A 15,713-nucleotide genomic window follows, 5' to 3' on the forward strand; every position below is an offset into this window, starting at 1 on the left:
AACTCCTTTTCTGATGTGCTTAAAAAACAATATAATCCATTAATTTTTCACTATTGGTGATGATAATGTGCTGTTTATCAATGCGGATGACCTTATCATTTTTTAATTGCTTTAAAATCCGGCTGACGCTACTGGCAGCGGAAATCCCACAGAATTTGCCCAGGTCTTCGTTGGTAATCACAAAATTGATATAAATATCACCATTGCTTTTTTGTTCGCCAAACATCTTGCTGAGATCATAGAGTTGGGTAGCAATGGCTCCGATCCGTCCATTGGTTAACATGCATTGCATTTTTTTCATAGATTTTTCCAGTCGACTATGGTAAAAATCTTTAACATAGCCTTGGAGCTCCAAATCATGCTCAATATCGTTTAGAAATTGGGCCCGCCGCACCTTATAAAAATGGGCTGTCTGCGATTCAATGCGCACATTATATGGCTCACCCATGTTTTGGGAATAATGCGTATTGAGAATCGAAGTAATCTCTAAGCCAGTGACATAGCGTAAATTAAATTCCGTCCCGTATTTAGAGAGGACACTTTGTTTGACAATCCCATCTTTGAGAATATAGGTGTAATCTTCTTCTAGGCTTTCAAATGTTAAATATTTATGATAGGCTTTTTCAATAATTGGAAAGTCGTGTCTGTTGATGTAATCTTGTAAAATCTGATGATTCACTCTCTTCTCCCAATGTTTCGATTTAGCAGACCTGCTTAACATTTGCTAACGTGATCTGATACTAGCACATCTATTATACCATTGAAATATCGGAACTTCTCAAATTTTTGTAAAATGTTTTTGAAAATAAAAATGAAAATAAAATTGAAAAGGGAGTTCTTATTTCAGTGGAAGAAAAACTATTTAACAAACATTTTGTTGCCATTACCCTCTTAAACTTTATTGTTTACATGGTGTATTACCTCTTTACTGTTATCATTGCTTTTATTGCGACCAAGGAATTAGGGGCTAGTACTAGTCAGGCCGGTCTAGCTACAGGCATCTATATTTTAGGGACTTTGCTTGCACGTTTGATTTTTGGCAAACAGCTCGAAGTTTTTGGGCGTCAATTAGTCTTGCGAGGGGGTGCTATTTTTTACCTTTTGACAACTTTGGCTTATTTTTTTATGCCAAGTATTGGCATTATGTATTTGGTTCGGTTTTTAAATGGCTTTGGTTACGGAGTGGTCTCAACGGCAACGAACACCATCGTAACTGCTTATATTCCAGCACAAAAACGCGGAGAAGGGATTAATTTTTATGGATTATCCACCAGTTTAGCGGCAGCCATTGGGCCCTTTGTTGGGACTTTTATGTTGGATAATCTCCATATTAATTTTAAAATGGTCATTGTCTTATGTAGTCTATTGATTGCTATTGTGGTTTTGGGAGCCTTTATCTTCCCTGTCCGCAATATCGTGCTAAATCAAGAGCAATTAGCTAAGACCAAATCCTGGACAGTTGATAGTTTTATCGAAAAAAAGGCATTATTTATCACTGCGATTGCCTTTATGATGGGGATTGCCTATGCATCAGTGCTAGGTTTTCAAAAACTTTACACCACACAAATTCAATTAACCAGTGTCGGAGCCTATTTCTTTATTGTCTATGCCTTAGTCATTACTGTGACGCGACCTGCAATGGGGCGTTTAATGGATGCTAAAGGGGAAAAATGGGTCCTTTACCCATCTTATCTCTTCCTAGCTGGTGGGCTTGTTCTCCTAGGCAGTGCTGTAGATGGCTTTACTTACCTGTTATCTGGCGCCTTAATTGGCTTTGGCTATGGAACCTTTATGTCTTGTGGTCAAGCAGCTTCTATCAGAGGAGTTGAAGAGCACCGTTTTAACACAGCCATGTCAACCTATATGATTGGTCTTGATCTTGGTTTAGGGGCTGGACCTTACATTCTTGGTTTGATTAAGGATGCTTTTCTTGGAACAGGTGTAACATCATTTCGCTATCTCTTTTGCTTAGCAGCAGTGATTCCGGTAATATGTACTTTAATGTATTTTTTAAAAACAAACGCACATTCAGACGTAACAGTCTAAATGATTTATAAAGGAGGCTAAGGATGACCCAACATTATCAACGGATCATGGTCGCCATTGATGGTTCTTATGAATCGGAACTGGCCGTAGAAAAAGCTATCAATGTGGCACTAAGAAATCAGGCGTGTTTACTTTTGACGCATATTATTGATGTGCACGCCTATCAAAATGAAGGCGGAGCGGTCAGTGATTATGTCTTTGACCGCCAAGAGCAAGAGTCAGCGGATGTTTTGGCTTATTTTGAAAATCAGGCAAAATTAAAAGGATTGATCAATATTAAGAAAATTATTGAAATTGGGAATCCAAAGACCTTGCTTGCTAAAGATATTCCTCTAAAAGAAGAAGTTGATCTAATCATGGTAGGAGCAACAGGTCTAAATACCTTTGAACGCTTAATCATTGGCTCAACATCTGAATACCTTTTGCGCCATGCCAAGGTTGATATGCTAGTCGTTCGTGATAAAACAAAAACCATCTAGCTCAGACTAAAAAATGCGGCATTGGACTCCACTCCAAAAAGTTAGATTTTTCGTCCAACTTTTTGGGACCAGTCCAGGTTGCGTTCTTTTTTATGGTGAAAATGAGTCTTGTGCTTTTGAGAGAAGGCGATTTTAATTTTTAATAAGCTTTACTATATGTCACTTCCTTGATAGAATGGTACATGTGTTTAACACAAAAATTATTGGAGGAACAAGGATTGATTGAAATTACTTGGACTGTGAAATACATTACGGAGTTTATTGCGACAGCCTTTTTGATTATTTTGGGGAATGGTGCTGTAGCAAATGTTGATTTAAAAGGTACAAAAGGCCACAAAGCTGGCTGGGTCATTATTGCTTTAGGTTATGGCTTTGGGGTGATGATGCCTGCTCTTATGTTTGGGAATGTATCAGGAAACCATATTAACCCAGCATTTACCCTTGGTTTAGCTGTATCTGGTCTTTTTCCATGGGCGCATGTTTTACCTTATATCATTGCACAAGTGTTAGGTGCTATTTTTGGTCAAATCGTGGTGGTCACTGTCTATCAACCCTACTTTGCTAAAACTGAAAATCCTAACCACATTCTGGGATCATTTTCAACTATTGCAGCAGTTGATGATGGAACCAAAGCTAGCCGCAAAGCATCCTATCTTAATGGCTTTTTAAATGAGTTTGTTGGCTCATTTGTCCTGTTCTTTGGGGCTTTGGCCTTGACGAAGAATTATTTTGGTGTTGAGCTGGTAGGTAAGTTGGTGGAGGCAGGTTATGATCAAACCACCGCTGCTACACAGATTTCACCTTATGTTACAGGATCACTAGCAGTGGCTCACTTAGGTATAGGTTTCTTAGTGATGACTTTAGTGGCTTCACTTGGTGGGCCGACAGGTCCTGGTTTGAATCCAGCTCGTGACCTTGGACCACGGCTTGTTCACCATTTCTTGCCTAAATCAGTACTTGGTCAGGCAAAAGCAGATTCGAAATGGTGGTATGCCTGGGTGCCTGTCCTTGCGCCAATTTTAGCTGCCATCGTTGCTGTTGCTTTATTTAAATATCTTTACCTGCACTAAGAAGCCCACCAGGCTTTTAAGAGTTTATGAATTGGCCCAGCGGGGCCTTTTTTTGCGGATGCTATTAATGGCAGGAGTTAAAAACGCCAAGAAGAGCTGATTGTAATGAGCTTTCTTGGCGTTTTTAAATGATTTGTCTGTAGGTTCAAGGCTGGTGCTAAGCGGCTTTGTCTTGCTGTTGTGAGTGGGCTGGTTTTTTGGTTACATATTTTTTTGCTGTGCTAGGCTAGAGATGACAAAAGAGCGCAGCAACATCGCACCGGTAAACATAACAATAATGACCACTAATACTTTTAAGCTGTCAATGTCAAGGTTGGTTAAGAAGAAAACAGCGAGTAATACTCCTAAGACCCCACCGACAACCATACCTGCAAAGCCATTCCAAGAAATTCGATCCATTTTGATGAATTGACGGCTAGAAGCAGTCATAATCATGGCGGCATCAAGCATCATTACAGGCATGGCTACTGCTGGACTAAGACCCATGAGTGAGAAGAAAATCAGCTCAGGCGCATAGTTACCAAGCCCCATGGTCATTAAAACACCAATCGTAAAATTAAAGATGATTCCTACCAAGAGCCAGATGCCGTGTAAGCCGTGCTGAGAGTGATTAATATCAGCACCAGGATTTAAGACCATGCGAAAAATCATAATTAGTGAAGCCAGGATGAGCAGGCCGCCAAGGATTCCTTGGACTGTTGGGGTATGCCAATTTTTGGTGATTTTTGTTCCCCAAAAGGCCCCTAAAAAAGCGGCAGCAGCCATACTAACTAGGGTCACCACTTCCACTTTAACTACAAAAATGAAGCACAAGGATTGGACTAGGACAGGAATGGCATGCGCGGCCGTCATACTTCCGGGCAATTTGCTGTCATCATCAACTAGCTTAGTTACTTTAAAGAGGGTCGTAGTGGTAGCAAAGGAACCTATCCCTAGTGTATCTAGGGCATCTGTCAAAAGACCAACCAAAAAACCGGTCATAAACCGGTTAAAAGGATTGATCTTGTGCACGGTTAAATGGTGATAAAGGGTATAACTGATATAAAGGATTGCCATGATCAGCAAAACTTGAATTAATCGTAAGATGAGCATTTCATTCATAGCATCTAGTTTACAAAAAAAATCTTAAGTGGTCAATCCTGTTTATAACGCAATAATTCTTGTCAAAATGCGATTTATTAGCTATAATAACAGAGAATTAGGAGGAAAACATGGCTTTATTAAAAAATCTTGTCTTCAATACCCCGGTATTGCGTGTTAATGATCGAGAAAAAAATATCGAGTTCTACCAAAAGGCCTTAGGTTTAAAGCTAGTATCTGAAGAAAATGCTATTGCCATTTTCACCTCTTATGGTGATGGTAAAGAACGGTTTATCATTGAAGAATCGCCAGCCTTTCGAACCCGCGCGGTAAATGGAAAAAAGAAAGTCAATACTATTACCATTAAAACCCGTGATACCAAAGGCATTGAACAGTTAATCACACGTCAGCTAGCAAGGACGGTTTACCAAGGCCACAAGGGCTATGCCATTGAAGTCTTATCGCCTGAGGGAGATCGTTTTATCCTGCATGCCGAAGAGGATCTTAAAACCTTACATGAAGTTGATGCTCCTCAGTTTACACAAGACCCTGATTTTAAAGGCCTAAATGATTTTAGCTTTGAACAAATTACTTTAAATGTCCTTGATCAGCAAGCCTGTCTGATCTTTTACCAAAAGCTTTTTGCAGACCAATTTCCTATTGCTTTGGATTTTGTGCCTGCTCAAGGACCTGATTTGGCCATTGAACCAACAATGACATGGGATTTAGAAATATTAGAATTAAATGTTCCTCAAGCAACCGACCTGGTTGCTGTCAAAGCTGATTTTGAAGCCAAAGGGCTTACGGTCTATTTAGATAAGAAGGAGCGGGTCTTGGTTGTTTCTGATCCCAACCTTATTGAAATTTGGTTAGTCAAATGACCCAAGAACTTATAACACTTATCACGAAGCACATTCAGCAAAAGAAATACCCAGGGGCTAATTTAGCCCTTTTTCGTCAGCAACGCTGGCAGGAGTATTCTTTTGGTACGCGTGATGGCCAAGAGCCCTTGGATAAGGATGCCCTCTATGATTTAGCTAGCGTCTCCAAAGTTCTTGGTGTGGGGACACTATGTATCCAGCTTTATGCTGCGGGACGTCTTGAGCTGGATGTGCCCTTGACGGCTTATTACCCGGCTTTTCATGATTCTAGTGTAACGATTCGTCAATTGCTGACGCATACTTCTGGCTTGGATCCTTTTATTTTGCATCGGGATACTTTGTCTGCCAAGGAATTACGTGCGGCCATGAATCAGTTGCGGGTGACTGGTGACCATAGTTTTCACTATACTGATGTTAATTTTGTTCTGCTGGGCTTTATGCTGGAATACCTTTTTGAGCAGGATTTAGCTCAGCTTTTTGCTCAAAACATCTTTACTCCCTTTGGGATGACCCAGACCAGTTTTGGTCCACGTTTAGCAGCAGTCCCAACGGTGCAAGGCATATCAGATGGTTATGTCCATGATCCTAAGGCTAAGGTTTTGGGGATAGATACGGGCTCAGCTGGGTTGTTTTCGACTCTTTTGGATTTGGAAAAATTTGTCGCGGCCTACCAAGCTTCTACTTTTTGGGATCAGCTCTTTCAAGACTATAATAGTCAAGGAGATCGGCCACGTTCACTTGCTTGGCGACTTTCGGGGCAATGGCTAGATCATACTGGTTATACGGGGCCTTTTATCATGCTCAATCAAACAGGTCAGGCAGCTATCTTTTTGACGAATCGGACCTACTATGGCGATGATCGTAGGCAATGGGCCAAGGATCGTGACTTGCTGATGGCGGCGATTACAAAAGCGTTGCTTTAAAAGTAGCTGGGCAAAACCAAGCGTAATTATCAAAAGCACACAAAGGCGGATTCCTATTGGTGGAAAACGACCTTGTGTGCTTTTTCTTAAGCTTTTCAAGCTATAGAAGTGAAAGTTCAAGATTTGCTAAACTTAAAATGATCTTGTTTTAGCCTCTTTGCTTGGTTGTTGTGTGATGGCAGTTTTTAAAATCAAATGATGGAGTGCTATGCTAGCAGCCCCTTTTAGAGGACTTTTGTCATAGTAAGATGCTCAATACCTGCTTCAAAAAAAGGCTCCCCTTGAGGCAAAAAGCCAAAGTTGGCATAAAATGCTTGTGCCGTTAGCTGAGCGTGTAACGTCATTTGCCTCATAGCTTGCGCTTTGCAATAGTCAATCACCTTTTGCAGCAAGTAGTGACCTAATCCCTGTCTACGATAGGCTTTAGCAACGGCAAACCGCTGGAGTATGACCTTTTCCCCTTCTGGATCTGGGAGAATCCGGCAGGTTGCTAGTGGTTGATCTAGATCATCGTAGAGGACAAAATGCAGACAGAGCGCTTCTTGGTCATCGATTTCTAGTGCTAGGGGAACGCCTTGTTCTTTGACGAAAACTTGCTGGCGCAGGCGCAGGGCATCAAGATAGACTGGTGCCAGTGTATTACGTGTTTGTTTAACTTTCATATTTTAATATTAAAGGAAAAGGTAGAGGCTGGGACAAATGTCCACAGCCTCCTAAGATGTTATTTACCTGTAAGAGCTTGTGCGCTATCATCCATAGAAAGGACTTCGTGGAAGACGCGGTGTGTTAATTCGGTTTTTTGTTCAGGAGTGAGGTATTTAGTGTTGACACAGTAACCAGAGATACGTACGATAACGTCTTCGCCGTTCATGATCTTGTCATAAACATCTTTAAGGTCCATGACATTGAGGTTGACGTGTTGACCACCATTTTCAAAGTAACCATCAAGGATTGTTACCAAGTTATCTACTTGTTCATCAAAGGTTTTACCTAAAGCACGAGGAGAAACTTGGGTGGTTAAGGAAATACCATCTGCAGCATAGCCAAAGTCAAGACTAGCAAGGGAATTGAGGTTTTGTAACCAACCACCACGTGCCTTGTTGGAAGGGTTTGCCCCTGGTGAGAAGAATTCAAGTTTAGATAAGTTGGTTGTACCATCTTCGTTAAGGAAGACACCTTTGTGAACAGGTGAGTTACCAGTTTGTTTAGAATAAGCGACATTAGAAGTAATGGTAAGCAGTGAAACGGTTGCTTCAGCATTCTTGTAGAGTTTGTGGCTACGAAGACGATTCGTGTAAGCTTCGATTAACCATTCAGCCAATTCATTTGAACGAGGGTCATCTTCACCCCACCGAGGGAAGTCACCTGTGGTTTCGTAGTCATAGATATAGCCATCTTCATCACGGATTGGTTTAACAGTAGCGTATTTAATCGCTGAGAGGGTATCAACAGTGTTTGCAAAACCACAGATACCAAAGCCCATGTTTGCTCGTTGTTGTGATGGCAAAAAGGCCATTTGGACAGCTTCGTAGTTGTATTTATCAGTCATATAGTGAATGATATTTAAGGCATCTACATAAGTATCAGTCAACCAATCAAGCGATTTTTCAAAGTTAGCTTTAACAGTGTCAAAATCAAGAATCTCATCAGTGACAGGTTCAATATCAAAGACTTTATAGTCTTTATGAACATCGTCATAACCCCCATTAAGACCTGTAAGTAGAGCCTTAAGCACATTTACCCGAGCACCAAAGTATTGAATGTTGTGGCGTTGTTCTTCGTTTTCAGGATCAAGTGGTGACACACAACATGAAATACAAGACATTTCGCCATAGCCGTCTTTAGCCATTGTGGTTACCCCTTCGTACTGGATAGAAGAGTGTTTGTGACTCATAGTCATACAATAACGGCGGAAGGCATATGGTAATTTATCAGTCCAAAGGACGGTTAAGTTTGGTTCTGGTGCGTTACCAATGTTATCAAGGGTGTTTAAGAAACGGTAGTCCATCTTGGTAACACGGTGGCGGCCATCATTTCCCATACCAGCCATAGAAGTGGTGATAAAGGTTGGGTCACCAGAGTAGAGTTCATCATAAGCTTTGGTCCGTGCAAATTTCACTGTCCGTAATTTAAGGACGAAATCATCAACAAATTCTTGGATTTCTGATTCTGTGAAGGTGCCGCGGGCAAGGTCACGTTCAGCGAAGATATCAAGGACGATTGGCACCCGACCAAGGGAAGTTGCAGCGCCATTAATCACGCGACAAACAGCCATAAAGGCAATGTTGACCCATTGGATAGCTTCTTTGACGTTTTCAGCTGGTCTACGTACGTCAAAGCCATATAAATCACCAAGTTTTGCGACTTCACCAAGAGCTTGGTATTGGAGGTTGATTTCTTCACGCAAGCGAATGGATTCTTCATCAATTTCAGTAATCGCATTCCAGTCGTTGACCTTTTCTTGCATCAAGTAGTCTGCACCGTAAAGGGCAAGACGCGCATATACACCAATAATACGGCCCCGCGAGTAAGCATCTGGTAGACCGGTTACCGTATGAGCGTGGCGAGCACGACGAATATTTGAGGTGTAGGCACGGAAAATACCATCATTAACAGTGGTTACATATTTGGTGAAGATTTCGTGCACATCTTGGTCTGGCTCATAACCATTTTCTTTAAGTGTTGTTTCTGCCATCCGGATCCCACCTTTTGGCATGAAGTTCAATTTGAACAGTTCATCATTTTGGATACCGTAGATTAGCTCATTTTCTTTGTCAATGTAGCCTGCTGGGATGTCAGCAATAGAAGTTGGCCGTGTATCATAAGGGAAGCGGCTGGCTTCATATTGGGCTTTAGTATCTTCGATAATTTTTTTGATGTTTAAGGAACGTTGTGTAGGACCGGCAAGGAAACTTTCATCGCCATCATAAGGGGTGTAGTTAGCTTGCACAAAGCGTGAAACGCTAGCTCTTTCTTTCCAGTCAGTACCCTTGAAGCCTTCCCAAGCTTTCTCAAAAACATCTGTGTTTGTTTTTACAGTTGCCATAATCTCTCTCCTTATATTGGTGGTAACAAGACCATCTGTTGTCATTACACCTATAGTGTATCACAGGTAAAGCGTTTTCCCAAGCATATTTCTTGACAAGCATGAGATTCTTTTATATTACAGACTTTTAAAACAGATGTGAACTGTATCATAAGATCCTTTCTTGGCCATGCTGTGTTAAAAGGGTATAATAATAGAGAGAGGGAGGCTGGTATGTTAGTATTTCCATTATTAAATGACACATCACGCAAGATTATCCATATTGATATGGATGCCTTTTTTGCCTCTGTTGAAGAACGCGATCAGCCAGCCTTAAAAGGGCATCCCTTGATTATCGGTCGTGATCCACGTGAAAGCGGCGGGCGCGGGGTCGTGTCAACCTGCAATTATGAAGCTCGAAAATATGGCATTCACTCTGCTATGAGCTCAAAAGAAGCCTTTGAACGTTGTCCGCAGGCTACCTTTATTTCCGGGAATTATGACAAGTACCGCGCTGTAGGTTTGCAAGTAAGAGCGATTTTCAAACGCTATACTGATCTGGTGGAGCCTGTATCCATTGATGAAGCTTACTTGGATGTTACTGAGAATAAACTAGGGCTAAAATCAGCTATTAAAATAGCAAAGCTGATTCAGGTGGCGATTTGGGAGGAACTTGGCTTGACCTGTTCAGCCGGCGTTTCCTATAATAAATTTCTGGCCAAATTAGCTAGTGATTATGATAAACCACATGGCTTGACCCTGATTTTACCAGAAGATGCTCTGCCCTTTCTAAGTAAGCTCCCCATTGAAAAGTTTCATGGAGTCGGGCAAAAATCAGTGGCAAAATTGCATGAAATGGGTGTTTATACGGGTAAGGATTTACTTGCAATTCCTGAGACAACACTAATAGATCGCTTTGGGCGTTTTGGCTTTGATCTTTATCGAAAGGCGCGAGGCATCAGTTACGCTCAGGTCAAGCCCAATCGGATTCGAAAGTCAATCGGTAGTGAGCGGACCTATGGTAAGCTTTTGTATGCTGATGCTGATATTGCCTTAGAGATCAGCAAAAATGCCAATAAGGTTGCAGCAGTCTTAAAAGAGCAGCATAAGCGGGGAAAGACGATTGTCCTAAAGGTTCGCTATGGTGATTTTTCCACGCTAACCAAGCGCATAACACTAGAAGAGAGCACCCAAGACACAGATAAAATTGAACAAGTCGCGCAAGCCATTTACCAAAGCCTTGATGAAACTAAAAAAGGTATCCGTTTGCTCGGGGTGACCATCACTAATCTCGAAGAGGCGATAGAAGCAATCCGATTGGAATTATAAAAAGGATACCCGACAAACGTAGGTATCCTTTAGTCTTAGAGCTAAGATTGAAGAAGAGCTGTCCTTTTTCTAAGGCAGCTCTTTTAGGATTAAGCTTCTGAGGCTTGTTCTGGTTTATGATTTAGAGTCTTGGCTTTGCTGTAAGAAAAATAATAGAGCGCGACAAAGGCCAATTGGATGAGATAGCCAATCAAAGCTGCTGGTTTAAATGCTTGTCCAGAAGCCAGCGTTGAAATAAGATTAATAGCTACCAGGCCAAAACCAAGGTAATAGGGCAGGTAAATGAGCTCACTATTTTTCTTGAGACGTGATAGGTTGCGAGCCGCAAAAACAATAATGGCAATCATCAAGGCCAAGGACACAACTGTAATAAAAATAGTAAAGGGACTCGTGCTTTGTTGGATGGCTGCGACCTGCTCAGCGCTCATCTGACTGGTGTCAAGCTCGCCACTCGTTTTTAAGAAAATGATGGAAATCAATCCCAAAAAGGTCAAAGCCGTAAAAATGCTCTCAAGGGTAATAATAACCAGATTTAGAGAGCGAAACGACTGGCGAACTTTTTCGTATGAAATCATAATAACCTCCGATTATTGTTTGATGGTAATAATACAACAATAGTATAACATAGTCCGCATTAAAATTGGAGTCAATTTGATATTTTTTCAAAAAAACTTAAAATATCTTCGTCCGTAAGCCCAATCATCGGATCAATCGTCATCAGATTATCACTGGTGAGGCGGTAGTCTTGGCTTTCTTTGGCAAATGGGCGCTGCTGAGAGCTTGCTTGCTCCCTAGGTGTCCCTTTTTTAGCTTGTGGCTTTGCTGCTTCTTGGTCCTTTAGGGCCTGAAAACGCTCAACCAGATAAGTTTGCCGCTTATCACCTTCCTTACTAACTGCGTAAGCAAAGGCTTGATACTCACCAAGCAGAATTAACTTGCTTTTAGAGCGCGTCACTGCTGTATAAATCAAATTGCGCTGCAAGAGCCGACCGCTCTGGCGGGTGATCGGCAGAATAACCACCTGAAATTCGCTTCCTTGGGCCTTGTGAATGCTCATGGCGTAAGCAAGTGTGATTTTCAGCCACTCAGACCGAGGGTAGGTTAGCTCGGCTCCCTCAAAAGTCAGCACCAATTCGTCTTGCTTGGATTCGGTGTATTTGCCGGGAATAAGGTCGGTGATATAGCCAATATCGCCATTAAAAACATTGGCCTGAGCGTCATTAACCAAATGAAGGACCTTGTCTCCTTTACGAAAAGTCAAATCATTAAAGGTAAATTGATCACCAGCAACATAAGGATTAATCAGCTCTTGTAACAGACTGTTTAGGTTATTGATCCCAGCTAACCCCTTGTAATTAGGGGCCAAGAGCTGGATTTCTTCAGCTGGAATCCCGCTTTTAAGGGCTGCGCTGACAATCTTAGTAACCATCTCAGGGATGTGGGCGGCTTGGGCCTCAAAGTAGGAACGATCCGCTTTTTTAGCGGTGAAATCGCCGGGCAGGTGACCTTGGCGCATGTGGTTAGCCAGCTCAACGATAGTCGAGTCAGCGGACTGCCGGAAAATCTTCTGCAAAGCCAGCTGAGGTATGGCTGGCACCTGCAGGAGGTCAGCTAGGACTTGACCTGGTCCGACCGAGGGCAGTTGGTCACTATCGCCCACGATAATGACCTGGGTGTTTGACGCGACCGCAGCGAGCAGTTGATTGGCCAACCAGGTATCCACCATGGAAAATTCATCCACGATTAGTAGGTCACAGTCCAAATACTCATCAAGTGCCTGGTAGTCATTGTCACCATTGAGGCCTAGGTGGCGGTGAATCGTGGCACTTGCAAGGCCCGTTAGCTCATTCATCCGCCGCGCAGCCCGGCCAGTAGGCGCAGCTAGGATGATGGGCAAATCCTTTTGGTGAAGGTCTAAGTCATGCAGATGCGCATAGGCTTCCAACAAGCCTTTAATGACTGTGGTCTTGCCGGTACCAGGACCGCCTGTTAAGATAAAGACTTTGCTGTTAAGAGCCTGCAGCAAGGCGTTTTTTTGGACTTGGTCATAGACCAAGTGATTAGTGGTTTGCACATGCTCAATAGCCTTGGATAATTGGTCCTGGCTAAAGCTTGTGTCTAAAGGCGTGGTCAGTAAGCGTTTGATGTGGTTTTTGATCCCTTCTTCGGCATAAAATAAACTGGCATCAAAAATTCTTGTCTCGCGGTTATAGACCTTTTCTTCCTGGATTAATTCGTTCAAAGCAGAAGCAACAGCTTCAGGTTGACATTCAATGGGTCTTGCTTCCTCTAATAGGATAATCGTGTATTCGAGCAGATCGCGGGCTTCAATATAGGTATTGCCTTGTGTAAGTGAGCGTTCTAATAGGGTATGTAACAAGGCTGCGCGCAGCCGCTGTGGTGCATCACTAGCAATTCCTAAGGACTTAGCCAATTGATCAGCCAGTTTAAAGCCAATGCCTGGTACCTCTTCAACTAAGCCATAGGGGTTGCTGGTCACGCGCTCAATGGCTTCTTCTTTGTAGTGATCATAAATGTCAAAAGCTTGACGGTTGGTGACGCCAAGCTCAATCAGTCCAGCGATAATCTGCTCGGTGCCATAATTTATGCGTAATTTAGTTAAAAAAGCTTCGCGATTGGCCTTAGAAAGGCCAGAAATAGCTTCTAATTTGCTTGGGTCCTTTAGGATTTTATCAATCGGATCGCTCCCATAAAGGGCAATAATCTTCTCAGCCGTTTTTTGACCAATACCTTTAAAATGTTTGCTGGCAAAGTAGGTAACCAGGCCTTGAGCACTGGGCTTGGCTTTTTCATACCGACTCAAGGCCACTTGTTGCCCGTACTTAGGATGTTGGATGAGCGGCCCCCAAAAGGTGTACTCGTCTCCTTCGATGATGTCGGCCATGGTGCCTTTAATGATGATCTCAGCCTCAGCAAAATCACTATCAGTGTCGGTAAGCTCTAGCAAAAGGATTTTGAAGAAGTTACTGGCATTTTCGAAGATAATTCGCTCAACAGTACCGGTAAAATAATAATCCATAGGTAGACCTTTCTAATGAAGATAGTTTAAGACCTGCTAAGCAGCAGGCCTTAGGGGTTAAGGGAATAGTTTAAAAGAAGGGAGCGGCCAGTACCGGAGCTTGACTTCGCCAACAAAGTTAGCTTTTTTAAAAGTACCGACTTCGCGACTGTCGCGTGAGACAATGCGGTCATCACCAAGTAAGAAGTATTCGCCTTTTGGTACATGCACAGTGAATTCAGTGCGCCCTTGATTATCAGTGGTAAAGGCGTTGGAATTAGCTGCTAACTCTTGAAAGAGGGAACTGTATTCGTAAGTGCTGGCTAGTTTATCTTTATTAAAGGCTTTTTTAAAGCGATCAAGGTAAGGTTCGTGCACTTTTTTATGATTGAGGTAGAGAGTGTCGTTTTTGTAGGTGATAGTATCACCAGGTAAACCAATCACGCGCTTGACGATTTCTTTAGTTTGCCCCTGCTCTTCTTCTTTAGCGACGACAATATCAAAATGGTCGATCTTAGCATGTTTAATGACAATTAAACGTTCGTTATGAGCCAGTGTTGGGTCCATAGAATGGCCATCCACCCGTACAGGTTGCCAGATAAAAAGGCGAGAGAGGCCTAAGATGAGAACAAAGAGGATAAAGAATCCCCATTCTTTAATGAAGTTTTTCATAGTGCTCCTTTAGTTTAATCAAATGATTTGCTTAATTGTTGGGCTTTGCGGGTGTTGGCAAAGTGTTGTTTGGCGCTGTAGGTCAAAGCTTCCATCCCATAGGCGCGCAGTAGGTCGGCAGCTACCTGATCAGAGGCTTTGCCTGCGCCACTAGGCAACTGATAACCGAGCTCCTCGCTTAATTGTTTGAGATTAGCAAGAAAGAGGTTGCGGGCGATAATCGAGCTGACCGCAACGGCTAGTACTTGACTTTCTGCCTTTTCCATAAAGGTTAAGGCATTGGGAAAATGATTTTTCTCACCTCGTAGATGCTTTTCGTAGTTCTTTTGCGACGTAAAAGCATCAATGACAATCTTTTGCGGCGTGTAGCCCTTATTCAGTAACAAGTAAATCGCCTGATTGTGTAAGGCTACCTTGATGGAAACAGCATTATAGGGCTTGTCCTTTCCGACCAATTGATTGTACTTTTTGGGGGATAATAAGAGAGCCTGATGCGGAATCCTTGCTTCTAATAGAGGAGCTAGCTGCTGGATGCGCTGGTCATTGAGATTCTTGGAATCATCAACGCCAATCTCCTTTAGCCAGGCTTGGTCCGTTGGAGTGACGTAGCTTGCAACCACAGCAATCCCACCAAAATAAGAGCCATTGCCAACCTCATCGCTGCCAATCAGTGGGCAGGCTTGGTCAAAAGTTCTTGCCAGTGAAGACGAAGCCGTCCTTGTGGTTTTAGCACTTAGTCCCAAATCGGCGGCAATTTGGGCTGTGGTTTTGCCCTGAATCACAACCTTGCCAGAAGTATAGGCAGTAATCGTGGCCGCTTGATATTTTGCGGCAAAGGCGACATAGGGGCTAGCGTTTGCGATTAAATAACCTTCTAGCTGCTGCCTAAGCCTTTTTAGTTCTTTGGGCGAACAGGTGATAACAGATGTGTTCATAAAGCTTATTTTACCACAAAATTTCTTTCTTGGGGAAGTCCGGTTTTAAAAAGCTAAGGCAAAAGTTAGTCATTAAAAAGAGTAACAAAGAGATAAGCATTTCTTTGTTTCCATCTTCAGATGAAAACATTCAGGACTAGAGGCCAAAAATAGCTTAAAGCTGCCATCCTCCTGAGTAAAAGTCAGCCCGCTATTTAGTCATTCAGGGCTGTTCATTTGAGATTTTTCATTTCTTAATGCAATCGGCTAAGCTG

Annotated in this window: 14 protein-coding genes; 6 read left to right on the forward strand and 8 right to left on the reverse strand. The window is 42.5% G+C overall.

The features are described from left to right. Window positions 1-19: 19 nt before the first annotated feature. The gene (locus K5J94_RS03505; protein WP_159564736.1) at window positions 20-679 is read right to left on the reverse strand and encodes a Crp/Fnr family transcriptional regulator; all 660 of its coding nucleotides are present in this window, start codon (window positions 677-679) and stop codon (window positions 20-22) included. A 167-nt stretch (window positions 680-846) separates the two neighbouring features. Between K5J94_RS03505 and K5J94_RS03510 the strand changes: the two genes are divergently transcribed. The 3 genes from K5J94_RS03510 to gla all read left to right on the forward strand — a co-directional run bounded on the left by K5J94_RS03510 (window position 847) and on the right by gla (window position 3,595). Beyond that, window positions 847-2,046: an MFS transporter gene (locus K5J94_RS03510; RefSeq protein WP_221913535.1), complete on the forward strand. Its 1,200-nt coding sequence runs from the start codon at window positions 847-849 to the stop codon at window positions 2,044-2,046. A gap of 23 nt (window positions 2,047-2,069) precedes the next feature. Continuing rightward, the gene (locus tag K5J94_RS03515; protein ID WP_159564740.1) at window positions 2,070-2,525 is read left to right on the forward strand and encodes a universal stress protein; all 456 of its coding nucleotides are present in this window, start codon (window positions 2,070-2,072) and stop codon (window positions 2,523-2,525) included. 218 nt (window positions 2,526-2,743) lie between these two features. Further along, the gene (gene gla / locus K5J94_RS03520) at window positions 2,744-3,595 is read left to right on the forward strand and encodes an aquaglyceroporin Gla (RefSeq protein ID WP_159564765.1); all 852 of its coding nucleotides are present in this window, start codon (window positions 2,744-2,746) and stop codon (window positions 3,593-3,595) included. A 201-nt stretch (window positions 3,596-3,796) separates the two neighbouring features. Here the strand turns inward: gla and K5J94_RS03525 are convergent, their stop codons facing one another. Next, window positions 3,797-4,696, reverse strand: coding sequence for a sodium:solute symporter (locus K5J94_RS03525; protein ID WP_159564743.1), 900 nt, complete (start codon window positions 4,694-4,696; stop codon window positions 3,797-3,799). A gap of 110 nt (window positions 4,697-4,806) precedes the next feature. On the opposite strand from K5J94_RS03525, the gene K5J94_RS03530 reads away from it, so the two are divergent. Then, entirely contained in the window at window positions 4,807-5,556 is a 750-nt protein-coding gene (locus K5J94_RS03530) for a CppA N-terminal domain-containing protein (protein WP_221913537.1), read from the forward strand. Continuing rightward, on the forward strand, window positions 5,553-6,479 hold the full coding sequence (locus K5J94_RS03535) for a serine hydrolase domain-containing protein (RefSeq protein ID WP_221913539.1): 927 nt from the start codon (window positions 5,553-5,555) through the stop codon (window positions 6,477-6,479). Before K5J94_RS03530 ends, K5J94_RS03535 begins: the two co-directional genes overlap by 4 nt. A gap of 224 nt (window positions 6,480-6,703) precedes the next feature. Here K5J94_RS03535 and K5J94_RS03540 read toward each other — a convergent pair whose 3' ends face one another. After that, window positions 6,704-7,141, reverse strand: coding sequence for a GNAT family N-acetyltransferase (locus K5J94_RS03540; RefSeq protein WP_159564749.1), 438 nt, complete (start codon window positions 7,139-7,141; stop codon window positions 6,704-6,706). Window positions 7,142-7,200: 59 nt separating this feature from the next. Continuing rightward, entirely contained in the window at window positions 7,201-9,525 is a 2,325-nt protein-coding gene (gene pflB / locus K5J94_RS03545) for a formate C-acetyltransferase (RefSeq protein WP_159550023.1), read from the reverse strand. 213 nt (window positions 9,526-9,738) lie between these two features. Between pflB and dinB the strand changes: the two genes are divergently transcribed. Further along, window positions 9,739-10,833 (forward strand): DNA polymerase IV, encoded by a 1,095-nt coding sequence (gene dinB / locus K5J94_RS03550; protein ID WP_221913541.1) that lies wholly within the window; start codon window positions 9,739-9,741, stop codon window positions 10,831-10,833. A gap of 89 nt (window positions 10,834-10,922) precedes the next feature. Here the strand turns inward: dinB and K5J94_RS03555 are convergent, their stop codons facing one another. The 4 genes from K5J94_RS03555 to rnhC all read right to left on the reverse strand — a co-directional run bounded on the left by K5J94_RS03555 (window position 10,923) and on the right by rnhC (window position 15,459). Further along, the gene (locus K5J94_RS03555) at window positions 10,923-11,408 is read right to left on the reverse strand and encodes a hypothetical protein (RefSeq protein ID WP_159564751.1); all 486 of its coding nucleotides are present in this window, start codon (window positions 11,406-11,408) and stop codon (window positions 10,923-10,925) included. A 71-nt stretch (window positions 11,409-11,479) separates the two neighbouring features. After that, window positions 11,480-13,873 (reverse strand): SF1B family DNA helicase RecD2, encoded by a 2,394-nt coding sequence (recD2, locus tag K5J94_RS03560; protein ID WP_221913543.1) that lies wholly within the window; start codon window positions 13,871-13,873, stop codon window positions 11,480-11,482. Between the two features lie 57 nt (window positions 13,874-13,930). Further along, on the reverse strand, window positions 13,931-14,524 hold the full coding sequence (lepB, locus tag K5J94_RS03565; protein WP_159545410.1) for a signal peptidase I: 594 nt from the start codon (window positions 14,522-14,524) through the stop codon (window positions 13,931-13,933). 14 nt (window positions 14,525-14,538) lie between these two features. Continuing rightward, on the reverse strand, window positions 14,539-15,459 hold the full coding sequence (rnhC, locus tag K5J94_RS03570; protein WP_221913545.1) for a ribonuclease HIII: 921 nt from the start codon (window positions 15,457-15,459) through the stop codon (window positions 14,539-14,541). Between the last annotated feature and the right edge of the window lie 254 nt (window positions 15,460-15,713).

Origin of the sequence: Streptococcus halichoeri (assembly GCF_019774635.1) — a bacterium.
Taxonomy (GTDB): domain Bacteria; phylum Bacillota; class Bacilli; order Lactobacillales; family Streptococcaceae; genus Streptococcus; species Streptococcus halichoeri.